Origin of the sequence: Streptomyces chrestomyceticus JCM 4735 (genome assembly GCF_003865135.1) — a bacterium.
Classification (GTDB): domain Bacteria; phylum Actinomycetota; class Actinomycetes; order Streptomycetales; family Streptomycetaceae; genus Streptomyces; species Streptomyces chrestomyceticus.
Window position 1 is genome coordinate 8,283,717 of the sequence record NZ_BHZC01000001.1, and the last position, 19,369, is coordinate 8,303,085.

The 19,369-nt window shown below is 73.4% G+C and carries 4 protein-coding genes; 2 read left to right on the forward strand and 2 right to left on the reverse strand.

Going from position 1 to position 19,369, the window contains the following annotated elements; translation table 11 throughout:
• Positions 1 to 25 precede the first annotated feature (25 nt).
• Positions 26 to 1,786 carry a non-ribosomal peptide synthetase gene (locus EJG53_RS36185; protein WP_244955481.1) on the reverse strand — a complete coding sequence of 587 codons (1,761 nt, stop codon included), beginning with the start codon at positions 1,784 to 1,786 and terminating at the stop codon, positions 26 to 28.
• A gap of 282 nt (positions 1,787 to 2,068) precedes the next feature.
• Positions 2,069 to 3,112, reverse strand: a complete 1,044-nt coding sequence (locus EJG53_RS36190) for a methyltransferase (RefSeq protein WP_125048440.1) — start codon at positions 3,110 to 3,112, stop codon at positions 2,069 to 2,071.
• A gap of 447 nt (positions 3,113 to 3,559) precedes the next feature.
• On the opposite strand from EJG53_RS36190, the gene EJG53_RS36195 reads away from it, so the two are divergent.
• Entirely contained in the window at positions 3,560 to 4,228 is a 669-nt protein-coding gene (locus tag EJG53_RS36195) for a DUF1707 SHOCT-like domain-containing protein (RefSeq protein WP_125048441.1), read from the forward strand.
• A 652-nt stretch (positions 4,229 to 4,880) separates the two neighbouring features.
• The gene (locus EJG53_RS36200) at positions 4,881 to 19,364 is read left to right on the forward strand and encodes a type I polyketide synthase (RefSeq protein WP_125048442.1); all 14,484 of its coding nucleotides are present in this window, start codon (positions 4,881 to 4,883) and stop codon (positions 19,362 to 19,364) included.
• Positions 19,365 to 19,369: the final 5 nt, after the last annotated feature.

Here is a 19,369-nt window from a genome sequence, read left to right on the forward strand (position 1 = left end):
GCAGAGGGGAGGGTGACGGCAGTGCCTAACGCGTGGCGTCGACAGCCGCCGCCAGATCCTTCAGAACGGTGTTGTCCAGCAGCGTGGGGAAGGTCAGCCGCGCGTTCAGCTCACGATTGATGCGGTGGTGCATGCGGAACGCCAGCAGGGAGTGACCACCCAGGCCGAAGAAGTCCTCGTCCCGGCCGACCCGCTCGACATTCAGCAGCTCTGCCCAGAGCCCGGTCAGATACCGCTCGGTCTCGCTCCGCGGCTCGGCGTACGCCGTCCCGCCCGCCTGCTGCGCGGCGAGCACCTCGCGCAACGCTTCCACGTCGCGCTTCCCGTTCACGGTCACCGGGATCTCGTCCTGGACGACGAACCGGCTGGGCACCATGAAGTCGGCCAGGTCACGTTCGGCGCGGGCGCGCAGCTCCTCGACGCCCAGCGCGGCGTCGAGGACCACGAAAGCCACCAGCCTGCGGTCGTTGCCCTCGCCGTCGGCGAGCACCACGGCCTCCAGGACCTCCGGGTAGCGGCGCAACCCGCGTTCGACCTCGCCGGGCTCCACCCGGTAGCCGCGGATCTTCACCTGGTCGTCGGCGCGGCCGACGAAGACCAGGACCCCGTCCGCCCGCTGCCGGGCCAGGTCGCCGGTACGGTACATCCGCAGGACGGTGCCGTCCTCGTCGGGTACGTCGAGGAAGCGCTCCCGGGTGAGGTCGTCCTGGTCCTGGTAGCCGCGGGCCACGCCGGGGCCGCCGACGAACAGTTCGCCGATCTCGCCCGGTGCGACCGGCCGCAGCCCGGCGTCGAGGACCCGGACCGTCGCACCCTCGATCGGGCGGCCGATCGGCACCACGTCGCTCTCGGCGTCCTCCCGGGTCACCAGGTGCGCGGTGCACCCGGTGGTGATCTCCGCCGGGCCGTAGCAGTTGTAGAGACTGCCGGTGAAGCTGCCGCTCAGCAGCGAGCGGCAGGCGGACGGCAGGAGGACGTCACCGCCCGCGCCCAGGACCCGCAGGGGCGCGAAGGCGTCCTGGTCCTCGTGCACGACGTGGTTGACGACCATGGTGGGGACCACCATCGCGGTGATGCCGTACCGCTCCATCTGCTGCCGGAAGCCGGCGGCGAGCAGCTCCGGCACCGTGGGCAGGATCACGGTCCGCGCGCCGGCCGCCAGGGTGCTCCACATCTCGAAGTGGAAGGCGTCGAAGGAGACGCTGGAGACCTGCCCGGTGCGGTCCTCCGGCCGGAGCACGGGCATGCCCGGGTTGCCGGCGAAGGAGACGAGGTTGCGGTGCTCCAGGACGATCGCCTTCGGTTCCCCGGACGATCCCGACGTGAACAGCACACTGGCCGCGTGCTGCGGCTCGACGACGGCTTCGGCGCGCCGGCCCTCGAACGCCGACCGGTCGCTGACGGCGACGATCTTGGCGGCGGTCCCGTCGAGCCGGTCCTCCCAGCCGTCCTCGGTGAGCACGACCTCGGCGCCGCTCTTGCCGAGCATCATGTGCCGGCGGGCCTCCGGGTAGCGGGTGTCCACCGCCACGTAGACGCCGCCGGCCTTGAGGATCCCGAGCACCGCGACAAGAAGCTGGACGGACCGGTTGACGTACAGGCCGACCCGGTCCTCGGTGCCGACACCGTGACTGCGCAGCAGTGCGCCGACGGCGTCGGATTCCCGGTCCAGCTCCGCGTAGGTGAGCGACCGCCGGTCGTCACTGACGGCGATCCGGCCGGGGTGGAGCCGCACCGAGCGGCTGAAGAGCCCGGTCAGCGTGCCGACGCCTGGGGTGCTTGTCACTGCTTCCTCCCGCACGCTCCGCACGGGCGCTGCCGCACGGTGCTCAACGTTGATGACGGACGCTCGGGCCGCGGCCGAAGGCGACGGAGGGACCGGGAGCCACGGGAACCTCCGGCACACGAACGCGCCGGTGAACCACCCGGCCCCGGCAAAGTTAGTGAGCCGCCGGACGCGCGTCGACGCATTCCGGCGACGGCGAGAGGCCATGGCGGACAGCAGCCAGCCCTGCCGTTCGTCTCGCTATGTGAGACGAACGGCAGGGCTGGTGCGTTGGAGCGGAGGTCAGGAGGCGGGGACGCAGGTGATGACGCTGAGGTCTGCGGGGCACGGGGTGATGGACAGGACCTCGAAGCCGGCCTCGGTGGCTTCGCGGCGGATGTCGGCCTCGCTGCGGGAGCGGGTCCGGGGCTCGCCGACCACCATCTTGATGACGTTGCGGAACGCGGCTCCGGAGTCGTGCTCGGCCAGCGGGTCGATGATCAGGAGCTTGGGCGGGGCTCCGGCGGAAGCGCGGGGCGTGGCGGTCATGGCGGTGTGGATGTTGCGCAGGATCTGCACGCTGGTGGTGGTGTTCCAGTCGTGCAGGACGTTCTTGATGACGTAGAGGTCGCCGCCGGTGGGGACATCCTGGAGGATGTCGGTGGGCCGGAAGGTGAGGCGGCGGGCGAGGTCGGCCTGCTGGGATTCGGCCAGGGCGCGCTGGGCGCGCTCACAGGTGTCCGGGCGGTCGGCGCAGATGCCGTTCAGGTGCGGGTGGGCGCTCAGGAGGGCCTGGAGCAGAGTGCCGTTGCCACCGCCCACATCGACGACGGTGTGCACGTCGTCGAGGGGAAGCTTGTCGGCCAGCAGGGTGGCGATCGGACGGGTCCAGTCCTGCATGGCGAGGTCGAAGATCCGGGCGGTGTCCGGGTGACGGTCGAGGTACTCGTAGAGTCCGACGCCGAAGGTGCAGGGCATCACGGAGGTGCCGGCGCGTACGGCCTGGGTGAGGCCGCCGGTCGCGGCCTGCCCGTACAGGCCGCACAGCAGGGTCGCCAGGTGGCGGACCGAATCGGGGTGGTCGCTCCTGAGCGGTTCGGACATCGGGGAGTTGGCGTAACGGCCGTCCGCTTCGCGGGTGAAGACGCCCAGTGCGGTCAGGGCCTGCAGGACGGAGTCGAGGGAGTCGGTGTCCGCCTCGACGGTCTTGGCCAGTTCGGCGGCGGTGGCCGGGCCGTCGGCCAGGGCGTCGGCGATGCCCAGTTCGGCGGCGGTGCCGACCGCCGAGGAGGCCATGGCTCCCATGAGCAGGTTCATCAACGACATTCCGGTTCCCCAATCGGTCATGGCCGTCACGGCAGGCGGCCGATGCCGGGCCGGTGTCCCGGCCGCCCCGCCCTGCCAAGGGCCGCCCCCTGGGCCGTCCGGTGCCGTTCCGGTCACGCGGGCGGGCGGGGCGGGCGGTGGCGGCCTGTGGCGGGGCGGGGGCCGGTGCACGCGGCGCCGCCGTGCGGGCGGCGGTGATGTTCCGGGCGGTGTACGGGCCAGGCGCGGTGGTGCTGCTGTGCGGGCGCAGTCTGTGCGGCACACGCTAGACGGACCGCCGCTGCGGGCGTGCTGTTCAACCTGTGACGGACCTGCCCGGTCCGAGGGCGGCCTGCCTGGTCCGGGGGCGTTCACGCGCGCCTGGTCGGCAGTTGAACGTCCGAGGTGGCGTGCCGTCGTGGCCGGGCCGGCAGTGGCGTCGGGCCGGTGTGCCTTGAGTTTGGGCCGGGGGAGGAAGAGGGTGGGGGTATGAGCGATGAGAAGGTGCCGACCGACGACGGCACGCAGGACGAGCAGGCGGCCATGCGGGCTTCGGACGCGGACCGGGAGCAGGTGGCGGAGATATTGCGGGACGCCGCCGGGGACGGACGGCTGACCCTGGAGGAAGTCGGTGAACGGGTGGAGGCCGCGCTGCGCGCCCGTACGGTCGGCGAACTCGCCCGGCTGACCCGTGATCTGCCCGTCTCCCCGGTGCCGGCCGAATCCCGGGATCAGCCCGGACGCGGCAAGGATGTCGTGGAGATCGACCAGCGGTGGGGCACCCTGCACCGCTCCGGTGCCTGGGAGGTCCCGCGCCGCCTGGAGGTACGGATGCACGGCGGGGACGTGAAACTCGACTTCACCGAGGCCGAGTTCAGTCACGCCAGGCTGGACCTCGACGTACAGATCAGCGTCGGCGGGAATCTGGTCCTGGTGGTCCGGCCGGGCATCGTGGTGCACACCGACGACCTGACCGTGAAGGTGGGCGAGGTCAAGTACCGCAATCCCGCCTCCGACGCGCAGGCGCCGGTCGAACGCGAGGTGTACGTCACCGGGCGCCTCAAGGGCGGTGACGTGGTGGTCCGCCACCCGAGGCGGACGCTGGGCCGGTGGCTGCGCGGCGAGGACGCCAAGAACGGCGCTGCGGAGAAGAGCTGAAGCAGGATCGCGCAGCAAGACCGGCGCGGGGTGGCGGGGCGGCGGAAAGCCGCTGGGTCGCCCCGCGCCGGTATTTGTGTGGGGGAGTGGCTGTTGCCGCCCGGTCGTGTTCCCTTCGGTGGGGCGATCTTTCCCGTGATGGCCGGGGCCGTGGTTCTGCCGTTGCCGTTCCGGGCCGGGTTTTTGTGTGGGGTGCCTTTCGTGGGGCGCTCTTCGTGGGGTGCCCTACGACGGGGTGGCGGTGCGATGTGAGGGGCTGTACGTGCCCGGCCGGGTGCCGTGCCGGTGCTGGTGCCGACGCTGATGTCGGTGCTGGTGCGCCGTCTGACGGGGCGTTCAACTGACACGTTGCGGCGCCTGTGGGGCCTGGATAGGTTCCTGTCACCGGTGGGCTCGACCTTCAGGGAATTCTCAGCGTCACCCGGTTTCTTCGTCCGGACGTATTGACGGTAATCGTGAGGTGGCGCATTGAGCGGCAGGGGCCCGTCGGGTCCTTCCCGCAGTGAGAGCGTGAGGGTATTCCACTGCCGGGCCCGGGTGTTTTCCCCCGTGCTGCCCGCGCACCGAACTATGGCGTAATTCCTGGGCAGTCCGCATCGCGGTCACAGAGATCGGAGCGGCGTATCTCGGCAGGCAGGACGGCGGGTTTCTGATGGCCAACGAAGACAAGCTCCGCGATTACCTCAAGCTCGTGACGGCCAATCTGCGCCAGGTCCGCCGCCGGCTGACCGAGGTGGAGGAACGCAGCCAGGAGCCGATCGCGATCGTCGGTATGGGCTGCCGTTTCCCCGGCGGGGTGAACGGCCCCGAGGACCTGTGGCGGCTGCTGGCTTCGGGCACCGACGCGATCGGCCCGTTCCCGGCCGACCGAGGCTGGGACCTGGAAAACCTCTACGACCCCGACCCGGACCACCCGGGCACCTCCTACGCGCGGCACGGCGGATTCGTCTACGACGCGACCCACTTCGACGCCGACTTCTTCGGGATCAGCCCGCGCGAGGCGGCGGCCATGGACCCGCAGCAGCGGCTGCTGCTGGAGGTTGCCTGGGAGGCGCTGGAACAGGCCGGCATCGACGCGAACGCGCTGCGCGGCAGCTCCACCGGTGTGTTCGCCGGCTCCTACGGCCAGGGCTACGGCACCGGCCCCACGGTCCGGACACAGGGGCTGGAGGGCCACCTGCTGACCGGCGTCTCCACCAGCGTCACCTCGGGCCGCCTGGCCTTCACCTTCGGCCTGGAGGGCCCGGCGGTGACGGTGGACACCGCGTGCTCGTCCTCGCTGGTGGCGCTGCACATGGCCGCCCAGGCCCTGCGCGCGGGGGAGTGCTCGCTGGCACTGGCCGGCGGATCCACGGTGATCTCCGCGCCGTCCGTGTTCGTGGGATTCTCCCGGCAGCGGGGCATGTCGGACGACGGACGCTGCAAGTCCTTCAGCCAGGACGCGAACGGTTCGGGCTGGGCCGAGGGCGTGGGCCTGCTGGTGGTCGAGCGCCTCTCCGACGCACGGCGCAACGGCCACCACGTGCTCGCCGTGCTGCGGGGCAGTGCCGTCAACCAGGATGGTGCGTCCAACGGGCTGACCGCGCCCAACGGTCCCGCGCAGCAGCGGGTGATCCGTGCCGCGCTGGCCAACGCCCGTCTCACCCCTGGTGACGTGGACGTGGTGGAGGCACACGGCTCGGCGACCAAGCTGGGCGACCCCATCGAGGCTGAGGCGTTGCTGGCTACCTACGGCCGGGAGCGGCCGGAGGGTCGGCCGTTGTGGTTGGGGTCGGTGAAGTCCAACATCGGTCATACGCAGGCGGCTGCTGGTGTGGCGGGTGTCATCAAGACGGTGCTGGCTCTTCAGCATGAGCGGTTGCCGCGCACGTTGCATGTGGATGAGCCGACGCCGCATGTGGACTGGTCGGCGGGTGAGGTCAGGCTGCTGGCGGAGTCGGTGCCGTGGCCCGGTGGTGAGCGGGTGCGCCGGGCGGGTGTCTCCGGGTTCGGGATGAGCGGCACCAATGTGCACGTGATCCTGGAGGAGGCCCCGGCCGAGGAAGCCCCGGCCGAGGAGGCCGAGGAGACGGACGCCGACGGGACCCCCGCCCCGGCCCCGGTGACCACCGCCCCCGGGCCTGCGCTGCTCGCCGATGGTGGTCCCACGGCGTGGTTGGTGTCGGGTCGGTCTGCGGAGGGTCTTGTTGCGCAGGCGGGTCGGTTGGGGGAGTGGGCGGCTGGGCGTTCTGCGTTGCGGCCGGTTGATGTGGCGTGGTCGTTGGCGGCTGCGCGGGCGGTGTTGGAGCATCGTGGTGTGGTTGTCGCCGATGGCCGGGAAGAGCTGTTGGACGGCGTACGGGGCCTGACGGAAGGTGAGTTGTCGCCGGGTGTGGTGTCGGGTGTTGCTCGGGCCACGGGTCGTACGGTGTTTGTGTTCGCTGGGCAGGGTGCGCAGTGGGTCGGTATGGGCCGGGAGCTGTTGGCTTCGTCGCCGTTGTTTGCGGCGCGGCTGGCGGAGTGTGAGGCGGCTCTGGGGCCGTACGTGGACTGGTCGCTCAGCGATGTCCTGGCGGGTGCGGAGGGCGCTCCGGCGTTGGAGGCGGCTGAGGTTGTTCAGCCTGCGTTGTGGGCGGTGATGGTCTCCCTCGCTGCGGTGTGGGAGGCGGCTGGTGTCTCCCCGGATGCGGTGGTGGGCCACTCTCAGGGTGAGATTGCTGCGGCCACGGTGGCCGGGATGCTGTCGCTGGAGGACGCTGCTCGGGTGGTGGCGGTGCGGTCTCGCGCGTTGTCGTCGCTGGATGTGGCGGGGGCGATGGTGTCGGTGGTGATGCCGGCGGGTGCGGTGCGTGAGCTGGTGGTCGGCTTCGACGGCCGGTTGTCGGTGGCCGCGGTCAACGGTCCGGCGTCGGTGGTGGTGTCGGGGGAGTCGGAGGCGCTGGCTGGGTTCGAGCGGGAGTTGGCGGCGCGTAAGGTGTTGCGCTGGCGGATTCCGGCGACGGATTTTGTGGCGCATTCCGCGGCGGTGGAGCCGCTTGCCGCCCAGCTTCAGGCGGACCTGTCGGAGATAGTCCCGCAGGTGGGCCGCGTTCCGATGGTCTCCACGGTCACGGGTGAGTGGCTGGCTGGGCAGGAGGTGGATGCCGGTTACTGGTTCGCCAACCTGCGGCAGACGGTGCGTTTCGAGGACGCCGTCCGTGGCCTGCTGGAGGCCGGTTACGGGGCGTTCGTCGAAATCTCGCCGCATCCGGTGCTGACGGCCGCGGTGACCGAAACCGCCGAGGACACGGATGCGGGTGCCGCTCCGGTGCTGAGCATCGGCACCTTGTCGCAGTCCGACGCGGGCGCGGCCGGTCTGCTGCGCGCCTTCGCGCACGCCCACGTGGCGGGGCTGCCGGTGGACTGGCGCAAGGTCCTGCCGGTCGGCGAGGTGGTGGAACTGCCCACCTACGCCTTCCAGCACCGCCGTTACTGGCTGGAGACCTCCACCGCCGTCGGCGGTGGGGACGGGGCACCCACCGAGGTGGAGGCGCGGTTCTGGGCCGCCGTCGAAGGTGGCGACCTGTCGGATCTCGCGGACACGTTGGCCGTCGAGGACCGTCGGCAGCTTCTTGAGGTGCTGCCGGTGCTGGCGGCCTGGCGGCGCCGGGAGCGGGAGCGTTCGGCCACCGAGGGCTGGCGCTACCAGGTCACCTGGGCGCCGGTGGCCGACCCGGCTCCGGCTCGCCTGGCCGGCCGCTGGCTGCTGCTCGTACCGGGTCAGGAGGCCGACGGCGAGGCGGCCCGGCAGTGCCGTGCGGCGCTGTCCGCCCGTGGAGCGGACGTCGTAGTGCTGGAGGTAACCGGGGCCGCCACGCGTGAGGCGGTGGCCGAGCAGGTCCGCGCGGCGCTGCCGTCGGACGGGTTCGCCGGTGCCCTGTCCTTGCTGGCGCTGGATGAGACACCGATGCCGGGCCACCCGTCGCTGACCGTGGGTCTGGCCGCCACCCTCACCATGGTGCAGGGCCTGGGTGACGCCGAGGTGGACGCCCCGCTGTGGGTAGCCACCCGTGGTGCCGTCGCCACCGGATCCGACGAGGCGCCGAACAGCCCGCTCCAGGCTCTGATTTGGGGCTTCGGCCGAGTCGTCGCCCTTGAGCACCCCGAGCGCTGGGGCGGGCTCGTAGACCTGCCCACCGACTTCGACGTACCGGACGGGCAGGTCGCGGCGCGTCTGGGCGCGGTGCTGGCCGGCTGTGGAGAGGACCAGGTGGCGATCCGCGCGGCCGCCATCCTGGGCCGACGGCTGACCCACGCCCCGCAGCCCGTGATGCCCGACCAGCCGTGGACGCCGGGCGGCAGCGTCCTGGTCACCGGCGGCACCACGGCGGTCGGCGGGCACGTGGCCCGCTGGGCGGCCGAACGCGGCGCCCAGCGGCTGGTGCTGACCGGTGCTCCCGAGCACGAGGGGGTCGCGGCGCTCGCCGCCGGACTGGCCGCCGCGGGCAGCCGGGTGGACGTCGTGGCGTGCGATGTCAGCGACCGCGCCGAGACGGCCGGGGTACTGGCGTGGATGCGGGCCCGGGGGCCGGAGCTGTCCACGGTGCTGCACCTGGCGGAGATCGTCGACAGTGTGCCGGTGGACGACCTGGACGCGGCGCAACTGGCCGAGGTGCTGGCGGCCAAGGCGGGCTCGGCGGCGGTACTGGACGAACTGACCGCCGACTGCGACCTGGACGCGTTCGTACTGTTCTCCTCGGTCGCCGCCGTGTGGGGCGGCGGCCGGCAGCCCGGCTTCAGCGCGGCCAACGCCTATCTGGAGGCGCTGGCCGAGGACCGGCGCGCCCGGGGCCTGACCGCGCTCGCGGTGGCCTGGGGCCCGTGGAACGCGGGTACCACCGCCACCGGCGACGACGGCGTCCAGTTGGAGCGGCGCGGGCTGCGGCTGCTGGCCCCCCGGGCGGCCACCGGCGCGCTGGCACAGATCCTGGACGGCGGCGAGAGCCGACCGGTGGTGGTGGACGTCAACTGGTCGCAGTTTGCACCGCCGTTCACGCTGCGTCGTCCCAGCCCGCTGATCGCCGGCCTGCCCGAGGTCGCGGCGGCGCTGGCCGCCGGCACCGCCGAGGAGGCGGAGACCGTCCCCGAGGCGCGCGGTTCGCTGCTGCGCCGACTGGCCGGGCAGAGCGCCGCCGAGCAGCAGCGCACCCTGACCGACCTGGTCAGGGGCGAAGCGGCAGCCGTACTGGAACACTCCTCCGCCCAGGCCGTCGGCAGCGGCCGGGCCTTCAGCGAGCTGGGTTTCGACTCGCTGACCGCGGTGGAGCTGCGCAACCGGCTGGCCGCCGCCACCGGCCTGGCGCTGCCCGCCACGCTGCTCTTCGACTACCCCAGCCCCAAGGTGCTGGCCGGCTACCTGGCCGCCGAGCTGCTGGGCAGCCCGGGCGCCGGGGCCGACGCCGTCGTGGCGAGCCCGGTGCCGACCGGTGCGGATGAGGACGACCCGGTGGTCGTCGTCGGCATGGGCTGCCGTTTCCCCGGCGGGGTCAAGACCCCCGAGGACCTGTGGCAGGTGCTGGCCGGCGGCACCGATGCGATCGGGGCCTTCCCGACCGACCGCGGATGGGACCTGGACGCCCTCTACGACCCGGACCCGGACGCGCCGGGCACCGCCTATGTGCGGCAGGGCGGCTTCGTCCACGACGCCACCCGCTTCGACGCCGGCTTCTTCGGGATCAGCCCGCGCGAGGCCCTCGCCATGGACCCGCAGCAGCGGCTGCTGCTGGGCACCTCCTGGGAGGCGCTGGAGCGCAGCGGCATCGTTCCCGGCTCGCTGCGCGGCAGCCGTACCGGCGTGTTCGCGGGCGCCAGCTTCTCCGGCTACGGCCTCGCCCGGCCGGAGGCGGCCCAGGGCCTGGAGGCGCACCTGCTGACCGGCACCACGACCAGCGTGCTCTCCGGCCGCCTCGCCTACACCCTGGGCCTCCAGGGCCCGGCGATGACCGTGGACACCGCCTGCTCCTCGGCGCTGGTGGCGGTCCACCTGGCCGCGCAGGCGCTGCGCTCGGGGGAGTGCACCCTGGCGCTGGCCGGCGGCGTGTTCGTCGCCTCGACCCCGGAGCTGTTCGTCTGGGTCAGCAAGCAGCGCGGACTGGCCCCGGACGGCCGTTCGAAGTCCTTCGCCGCCGACGCGGACGGCATGGGCATCGCCGAGGGCGCCGGGATGGTCGTACTGGAACGGCTCTCCGACGCGCGGCGCAACGGCCACCCGGTGCTCGCGGTGGTGCGCGGCTCGGCGGTCAACCAGGACGGTGCGTCCAACGGGCTGACCGCGCCCAACGGGCCCGCGCAGCAGCGCGTCATCCACGAGGCGCTGGCCGGCTGCTCGCTGACCTGCGCCGAGGTGGACGTGGTGGAGGCGCACGGCTCGGGCACCCCGCTGGGTGACCCCATCGAGGCCCAGGCACTGCTGGCCACCTACGGCCAGGACCGCGGCGAACGCGACCCGCTGTGGCTGGGATCGGTGAAGTCCAACATCGGCCACACCCAGGGCGCGGCCGGCATCAGCGGCCTGATCAAGATGGTGCTGGCACTCCAGAACGAGCAGTTGCCGAAGACCCTGCACGCCGAGCAGCCCTCGCCGCACGTCGACTGGACCGCGGGCGCGGTACGGCTGCTGAGCCAGGCGCAGCCCTGGCCGGCGGGCGGCGCACGGACGCGCCGGGCCGGTATCTCCTCCTTCGGTGTCAGCGGTACCAACGCCCACCTCATTCTCGAAGAGGCTCCCGAGCCCCTTGAGGCCGCTGAGGTTCCTGAGACTCCGCAGACCCCCGAGACTCCGCAGACCCCCGAGGCGGCCCAGGCCCTGCCCGCCGACGCGCCCGGCGACGGCGGTCAGTCCGCGGCACCCACCGCGCTGCTGGCGGCACCCGGCCCCCTCGCCTGGCTGGTGTCCGGGCGGACGGCCGACGGACTGCGCAGGCAGGCGGCCCAGTTGGCGGAGCACCTGGCGGCCCACCCCGGGGCGCAGGCGGCGGACATCGCCTGGTCGCTGGCCACCACCCGTACGGTGCACGAGTACCGGGCCGTGGTGAGCGGCGCGGACCGTACAGAACTCACCGAGGGACTGGACGCGCTGGCCGCCGGGCTGAGCAGCCCCCAGGTGATCGCCGGCACCACCGCGGCCGCCGAGGGCGCCGAGGAGGCCGGGCCCGTCTTCGTCTTCCCCGGGCAGGGCGCCCAGTGGGCCGGTATGGGCCGCGAACTGCTGGCCACCTCCCCGGTGTTCGCCGAGCGCTTCTCCCAGTGCGCCGAGGCGCTGGCCCCGCACGTGCACTGGTCGCCGGCCGACGTGCTGGCCGGTGCCGACGGCGCGCCGGGACTGGAGCGCGCCGAGGTGGCGCAGCCGCTGCTGTGGGCGGTGATGGTGGCGCTGGCCGCGGTGTGGGAGGCCGCAGGTGTCACCCCCGCCGCGGTGGTCGGCCACTCCCAGGGGGAGATCGCCGCCGCCACGGTGGCCGGCATCCTCTCCCTCACGGACGCGGCCGCCGTCGTGGCGGTACGCAGCCAGGAGCTGTCCGCCCTGGGCACGAGCGGCGGGATGCTGTCGGTGGTGATGCCCGTCGCGGCCGTACGCGAACTGATGGAGCCCTGGGGCGACCGGCTGGCCGTCGCCGCCGTCAACGGGCCCGCCACCACCGTGGTCTCCGGGCAGCCGGAGGCGCTGGCCGAGTTCGGGGCCGTCCTGGCTGCCCGGCGTGCCATGCGCTGGCCGGTCCCGGCCGGTGACTTCGTGGCGCACTCGACCGCGGTGGACCAGTTGTCCGGGGCGCTGGCCGAGCGGCTGGCCGGCATCCGGCCGCAGACCGGCAACATCCCGATGTACTCCACCGTCGAGTGCCGCTGGGCGGACGGCCCGCAGTTGGACGCCGGTTACTGGTTCGCCAACCTCCGCCACACCGTGCGCTTCCAGCAGGCAGTGCAGGAGCTGGCCGCGGCCGGCCACGCCACCTTCGTCGAAATCTCCCCGCAGCCGGTGCTCACCGCCGCCATCGACGAGACCTTCCAGGAGCTGGCCACGGCCGGCACCCCGGTGGTCGTCGCGACGCTGGAGCGGGAGCACGGCGGCCCGCAGCGGCTGCTGGCCGCCCTGGCGCAGTTGCACGTGGCCGGCACCGCCGTCGACTGGCGCCGGGTGCTGCCCGCCGGCCGCTGTATCGACCTGCCCACCTACGCCTTCGCCGACCAGCGTTACTGGCTCGGTGCCGACCACCCGGCCGGCCCCGCCGCCCTCGCCCCCGCCCAGTCCGGTGCGGCCACCGAGGCCGAGTCCCGCTTCTGGGCGGCCGTGGAGGACGGCGACGCGTCCCGCCTCGCCGCCACGCTGGCCGTGGACACCGCACAGCCCTTCGGCGAGGTGCTCGCCTCGCTGGCGGCCTGGCGGCGCCGCGAGCGGGACCGTGACGTCACCGCCGGCTGGCGCTACCGGGTCGGCTGGAGCCCGCTGAACGACCCGGCCCCGGCCCGCCCGTCCGGTACCTGGCTGGTGGCGGTCCCTGCCACAACGGCCCCCGGCACCGCGGACCTCATCCAGGCATGCACCGACGCACTGACCGCGCGCGGCGCCCGGACCCAGGTGGTCCAGGTGGCCACGGGCGCCGAGCGCGCCACGCTGGCCGATGCCCTGACCGAGGCCCTGCGCCCCGTCGGCATCGCGCCGCCCGAAGCAGGCCACGCTGCCACCGTTCCGCCGGTGGCCGGGGTGCTGTCGTTGCTGGGACTGGACGAGATGCCGCTGGCGGACCACCCGGCGGTGCCTGGCGGCCTGGCCGGCACATTGACCCTGGTGCAAGCGCTGTCCGACGCCGACATCAGCGCACCCCTGTGGATGGCGACCACCGGCGCGGTGGCCACCGCCCCCGGCGACCGGCTGACCCGCCCCGTACAGGCAGCCACCTGGGGCCTGGGCCGGGTCGTCGCACTGGAACAGCCCGAGCGCTGGGGCGGCCTGATCGACCTGCCCGCGACCCTGGACGAGCGGGCCGCCGCCCGGCTGTGCGCGGTACTGGCCGGCTGCGGGGAGGACGAGGTGGCCATCCGGCCCGCCGGCATCCTCGCCCGCAGGCTGGCCCGGGCCCCCCAGCCCACCACCGGACGGCCGTGGACCCCGCGCGGTACGGTCCTGATCACCGGCGGCACCGGTGCCGTCGGCGGACACGTGGCGCGCTGGCTGGCCGGCCGCGGCGCCGAGCGGCTGGTGCTGACCGGCCGCTCCGGCGTCGAAGCCCCGGGCGCCGCCGCCCTCGCCGCGCACGTGGCCGCCGCCGGTACCACCGTGGAAATCCGTGCCTGCGACAGCGCGGACCGTACCCAACTGGCCGCACTCCTGGACCGGATCGCCGCCGACGGGCCACCGCTGACCGCCGTCATGCACACCGCCGGCGTCCTGGACGACGGCGTGCTGGACCGGCTGGACACCGACCGGCTGGCCAACGCCCTGGCCGCCAAGGCCACCGGCGCCGCCCACCTGGACGCCCTGACCGCCGACCTCGACCTGGACGCCTTCGTCCTGTTCTCCTCGGCGGCCGCCACCTTCGGCGGTGCCGGGCAGGCCAACTACGCGGCGGCCAACGCCTTCCTGGACGCCCTGGCCGACAACCGGCGCTCCCGCGGCCTGCCGGCCCTGTCCATCGCCTGGGGCCCCTGGGCCGGCGACGGAGTCTCCCAGGCAACCGAGGCGGCCCGGCAGCGGCTGCGCCGTAACCGCTGGGAAGTCCTGATGGACCCCGAGCTGGCCGTCCAGGCCCTGGGCACCGCCCTGGCCGGATCGGACACCGTACTGACCGTCATGGACCTCGACCTCGCCGCCTTCGCCGCCGCCCCCGGGCAGCAACAGGCCCTGGACGCGCCCCTGCTGCGCGACCTCGCAGAGGTCCAGCAGCTCAAGACGGCCCGGCACGCCGACGGCGGCGCCCAGCCGGCCGCAGGCGAACTGACCCGGCAACTGGCCGGCCTGTCGCGCGCCGAACAGGACCGGCTGCTGGTGGACCGCATCCGCACCGAGGCCGCCGCCGTGCTCGGCCACGCCGGCTACGACGAGGTCGAACCCGGCCGTGCCTTCAGCGAGCTGGGCTTCGACTCGCTGACCTCGGTCGAACTGCGCAACCGCATCGCCGCCTGGACCGCGCTGCGCCTCCCGGCGACGCTGATGTTCGACCACCCCACCCCCACGGTCCTGGCCGCACACCTGCGCACCACGCTGCTCGGCTCCCCGGACGCCGGCCCCGCCGCAGCCCCCGCCCCGGACCCCACGGGCCACGCCGACCGCGACCCGATCGCCGTCGTCGCGATGAGCTGCCGCTTCCCCGGCGACGTGAACACCCCCGAAGACCTCTGGGCCCTGCTGGCCGCAGGCGGCGAGGGAATCTCCGGCTACCCGCAGGACCGGGGCTGGGACGCCGACGCCCTGTTCGACCCCGACCCCTCGCACGCCGGCACCTCGTACACCCGCGAAGGCGGATTCCTGCACCAGGCCACCCACTTCGACGCCGGCTTCTTCGGGATCAGCCCGCGCGAGGCGCTGGCCATGGACCCGCAGCAGCGCCTGATGCTGGAACTGTCCTGGGAGGCACTGGAGTCCGCCGGACTGGACCCCGCCACCCTGCGCGGCTCGCGCACCGGCGTGTTCATCGGCGGCTACTCCTCCCACTACAGCCTGGCCAGCATGCAGCTCGGCGGCCAGGACGGCGCGGCCCAGGTGGAGGGCCACCTGGTCACCGGAAACGCGACCAGCATCATCTCCGGCCGCGTCTCCTACGTCCTGGGCCTGGAGGGCCCGGCGCTGACGGTGGACACCGCCTGCTCCTCGGCCCTGGTGGCGCTGCACACCGCCGCCCAGGCCCTGCGCTCCGGGGAGTGCCCGCTGGCCCTGGTCGGCGGGGTCGCGGTGATGGCCACTCCCTGGGAGATGGTCGGCTTCGCCCGGCAGCGCGGACTGGCGGCGGACGGCCGCTCCAAGGCGTTCTCCGCCGACGCCGACGGCATGGGGATGGGCGAGGGCGCCGGCATGGTCGTACTGGAGCGGCTCTCCGACGCCCGCCGCAACGGCCACCGGGTCCTGGGCGTCATCCGCGGCTCCGCCGTCAACCAGGACGGTGCCTCCAACGGCCTGACCGCCCCCAACGGCCCCTCGCAGCAGCGCGTGATCCGTGCCGCCCTGGCCAACGCGGGCCTGACCTGCGCCGAGGTGGACGCGGTGGAGGCACACGGCACCGGCACTCCGCTGGGCGACCCGATCGAGGCCCAGGCGCTGCTGGCCACCTACGGCCAGGAGCGTCCGGAGGGGCGGCCGTTGTGGCTGGGGTCGGTGAAGTCCAACATCGGCCACACCCAGGCCGCCGCCGGCATGGCGGGCCTGATCAAGATGCTGCTGGCGCTGCGGCACGAAGAGCTGCCGCGCACCCTGCACGCCGAACAGCCCTCGCCTCATGTGGACTGGTCGGCGGGCGAGGTGCGGTTGCTGACGGAGTCGGTGCCGTGGCCCTCCGACGGTGACCGGGTGCGGCGGGCCGGTACATCCGCGTTCGGGATCAGCGGGACCAACGCCCACGTGATTCTGGAGGAGGCTCCTGCGGTCGAGGCGCGGAGCGAAAGCGCCGATGAGGTGCCGGTTGCGGCTCTTGAGGGTGCTGGTGCGTGGGTGGTGTCGGGTCGTACGGCTGAGGCGTTGTCGGCTCAGGCTGGGCGGCTGGGGGAGTGGGTGTCGGCCCGTCCGGAGCTGCGTCCGGCCGATGTGGGCTGGTCGTTGGCGGCGACGCGGTCGGCGTTCGAGCACCGGGCGGTGGTGCTCGGTACGGAACGCGGCGCCCTTCTCGATGGCGTGCACAGCCTGGCGGCCGGTACGTCCTCGCCTGTGGTGGTGTCGGGCGTGGCCCGGTCGGATGCCCGGGTGGGTCTGGTCTTCGCTGGTCAGGGTGCGCAGTGGGCTGGTATGGGCCGTGGCCTGTACGCGGGCAGCACGGTGTTCGCCGAGGTGTTCGACCGGGTGTGCGGGCTGCTGGAGCTGGAACTGGGGACCGAGGTACGTCTGCGGGACGTGATCCTGGACGGCGACTGCGACGGGGACGCTGCTGAGCTGGCCGATCAGACGCTGTATGCGCAGGCTGGTCTGTTCGCCTTCGAGGTGGCCTTGGCCGCGGTGCTGAAGGCGGCTGGTGTGGTGCTGGATGCGGTGGTGGGTCATTCGGTGGGTGAGGTGGCGGCTGCCCATGTGGCGGGCGTGTTGTCGTTGCCGGATGCCTGTGCGCTGGTGGCGGCCCGGGCCCGTTTGATGCAGGAGCTGCCGTCGGGTGGGGCGATGGCGGCGATCAACGCTGCCGAGGCAGATGTCATCGCCTCGTTCGAGGAGGTGTCGGGTGAGGTGGCTGTCGCGGCGGTCAACGGCCCGGAATCCGTGGTGATCTCCGGTGCGGCCGAAGCCGTGGACGCGGTGGTGGAGCTGTGGCGGGACCGGGGTCGCCGAGTGCGGCCCCTGCGGGTCTCGCACGCGTTCCACTCCCCGGCCATGGACCCGGTTCTGGACGAGCTCCGCACCGTCGCCGAAAAGCTGGAGTTCCGTCGCCCCGAGGTGATGTGGGCCGGGGCCCTCACCGGTGACCTGGTGTCCGACCCGCAGGCCGATTACTGGCCTGCACAAACCCGTCAGACCGTCCGCTTCGCGGATGCGGTGGCCACCCTCGCAGCAGAGGGCATCTCCGTCTTCCTGGAAGTGGGTCCGGACGGCTCCCTCTCCTCCCTCGGCCCCGACGCGGTCGCGGAGATGGAGGGCACCGAGCCCGCCTTCGTCCCCCTCCAGCGGCGCAGTACCGAAGGCACCGCAGGTCTGCTGACCGGTCTGGCCCGTGCCTTCGTCAACGGTGCCCCGGTGGACTGGACGCGTGTGCTGCCCGCCGCGGAGCAGGTCGAGCTGCCCACGTACGCCTTCCGGCACCAGCGCTACTGGCCCAACGGCATACAGACCCTCCCGCACGCCTGGGGCGACAGCGCGTCCGCCACTGCGCAGGACCGGTTCTGGGCGGCCGTCGAGGACGGCGACCTCACCGACATCGCCGGCACCCTCCCTGCGGAGGACGCGCAGCAACTGGCCCAGGCGCTGCCCGCGTTGGCGTCCTGGCGGCGCCGCGAACAGGACCGGTCGGCGACCGCCGACTGGTTCTACCGGGTGGACTGGGAGCCGGTCACCGACCCGGCCCCGGCTGAACTGAGCGGCACCTGGCTGCTGGTGGCTCCCGCCGGCCCGGTAGCGCAGGCGCTGACCGAACACTGCACGCAGGCACTGACCGCCGGGGGTGCCCGAGTCGTGCCCCTGGAAGCCACACAGACAGCCGACCCCGAGCGGCTGGCAGCACAGATCGCCGACGTACTTCCCCCGGACGGCGTCGCCGGCGTTGTCTCCCTGCTGGCCCTTGACGAGACCCCGCTGCCCGGCCACCCGGCGCTGACACAGGGCCTGGCCGGTTCCCAGAACCTGACGCAGGCTCTGGTCGCCGAGCATGTGCTCGCCCCGGTGTGGGGCGTCACCTGTGGCGCCGTCGCCGTGGCGCCCGAGAAGGCGCCGGCCCGCCCGGTGCAGGCGCAGGCATGGGGACTGGGCCGGGTTGTCGTCCTGGAACACCCCGACCACGGCGGTGGTCTGATCGACCTGCCCGAGCAGTGGGACGAGAACACCGCACAGCGCCTGCGCGCCGTACTCGCAGGCTGCGGCGAGGATCAGGTCGCCCTCCGAGTGTCCGGCATCCACGGACGCCGGCTGACCCGCGCCGCGCAGCCGCGCGAACGCGGGCAGTGGGCGCCGCGCGGCACCGCCCTGATCACCGGCGGTACGGGCGCCATCGGCGGGCACGTGGCACGTTGGCTGGCCGGCCGTGGCATCGAGCGGCTGGTGCTCACCAGCCGCTCCGGCCCCGGTGCAGCCGCCGGCGCCGCGCTGGCCGCCGAACTGGCGGCGGCCGGGACGCAGGTGGACATCCTGGCCTGCGACGCCGCAGAGGAGACCGCGTTGGCCGGCGTGCTCGACCGGATCAGCGTCGGCGGCCCGCCGCTGACCGCCGTCCTGCACGCGGCCGGCCTCGGCCAGATGACCCCGCTGGACCAGGCATCGGTACCGGAACTGGCCGCGGTCCTCGCGGCCAAGGCCGCCGGCGCGGCCGCCCTGGACCGGCTCACCGCCGACCTGGAACTGGACGCCTTCGTCCTGTTCTCCTCCGTCGCCGCCACCTGGGGCAGCGCGATGCAGGCCGGCTACGCGGCGGCCAACGCCTACCTGGACGCCCTGGCGGAGGACCGCCGGGCCCGTGGCCTGGCCGCCACCTCGGTGGCCTGGGGCCCGTGGGGCGGCGGCGGCATGACCGACGAGGAAGCCACCGGCCACATGGAACGGCGCGGCCTCCGCCTGATCGACCCCCAGGCGGCGCTCGGCGCCCTGGCCCGGGCACTGGACGCCGACGACCCGACGCTCACCGTCGCCGACGTGGACTGGGAACGCTTCGCGCCGCCGTTCACGCTGCGCCGCCCCAGCCCGCTGATCGAGAGCCTGCCCGACGTGGTCCAGGCGCTGGCCGCGCGCGGCGACGACGGCGACGCCCCGGAGGTGTCGGCCGCAGGCAACGCGCTGGCCCGACAGCTCGCCGCCCTGTCCCCGGCCGAACAGGACCGGCTGCTGATCACACTGGTGCAGACCGAGGCCGCCACCGTGCTGGGCCACCCCAGCCCGGAGTCGGTACAGGCCGATCGGGCCTTCAGCGACCTGGGGGCCGACTCGCTGACCGCCGTCGAACTGCGGGACCGGCTGGGCCGCGCCACCGGACTGCGCCTGCCCAGCACCCTGCTGTTCGACTACCCGACCTCGGCCGCACTCGCCGGCCACCTGCGGGACCGCCTCACCGAGGAGAGCAGCCCCGCCCGACCCGTCCTGGCCGAACTGGACCGGCTGGAGGAGATGCTCACCGGAGTGCCCGGCGGCGGCGACGCCGCCCAGATCACCAGCCGGCTGGAGATCGTCCTCTCCCGCTGGAAGCAGACCCAGGCCCAGAACGCCGAGACCGAAGTCGCGGAGAAGCTCGAATCTTCGTCCGACGACGAAGTCTTCGACTTCATCGGCAAAGAACTCGGAATCTACTGAACCGG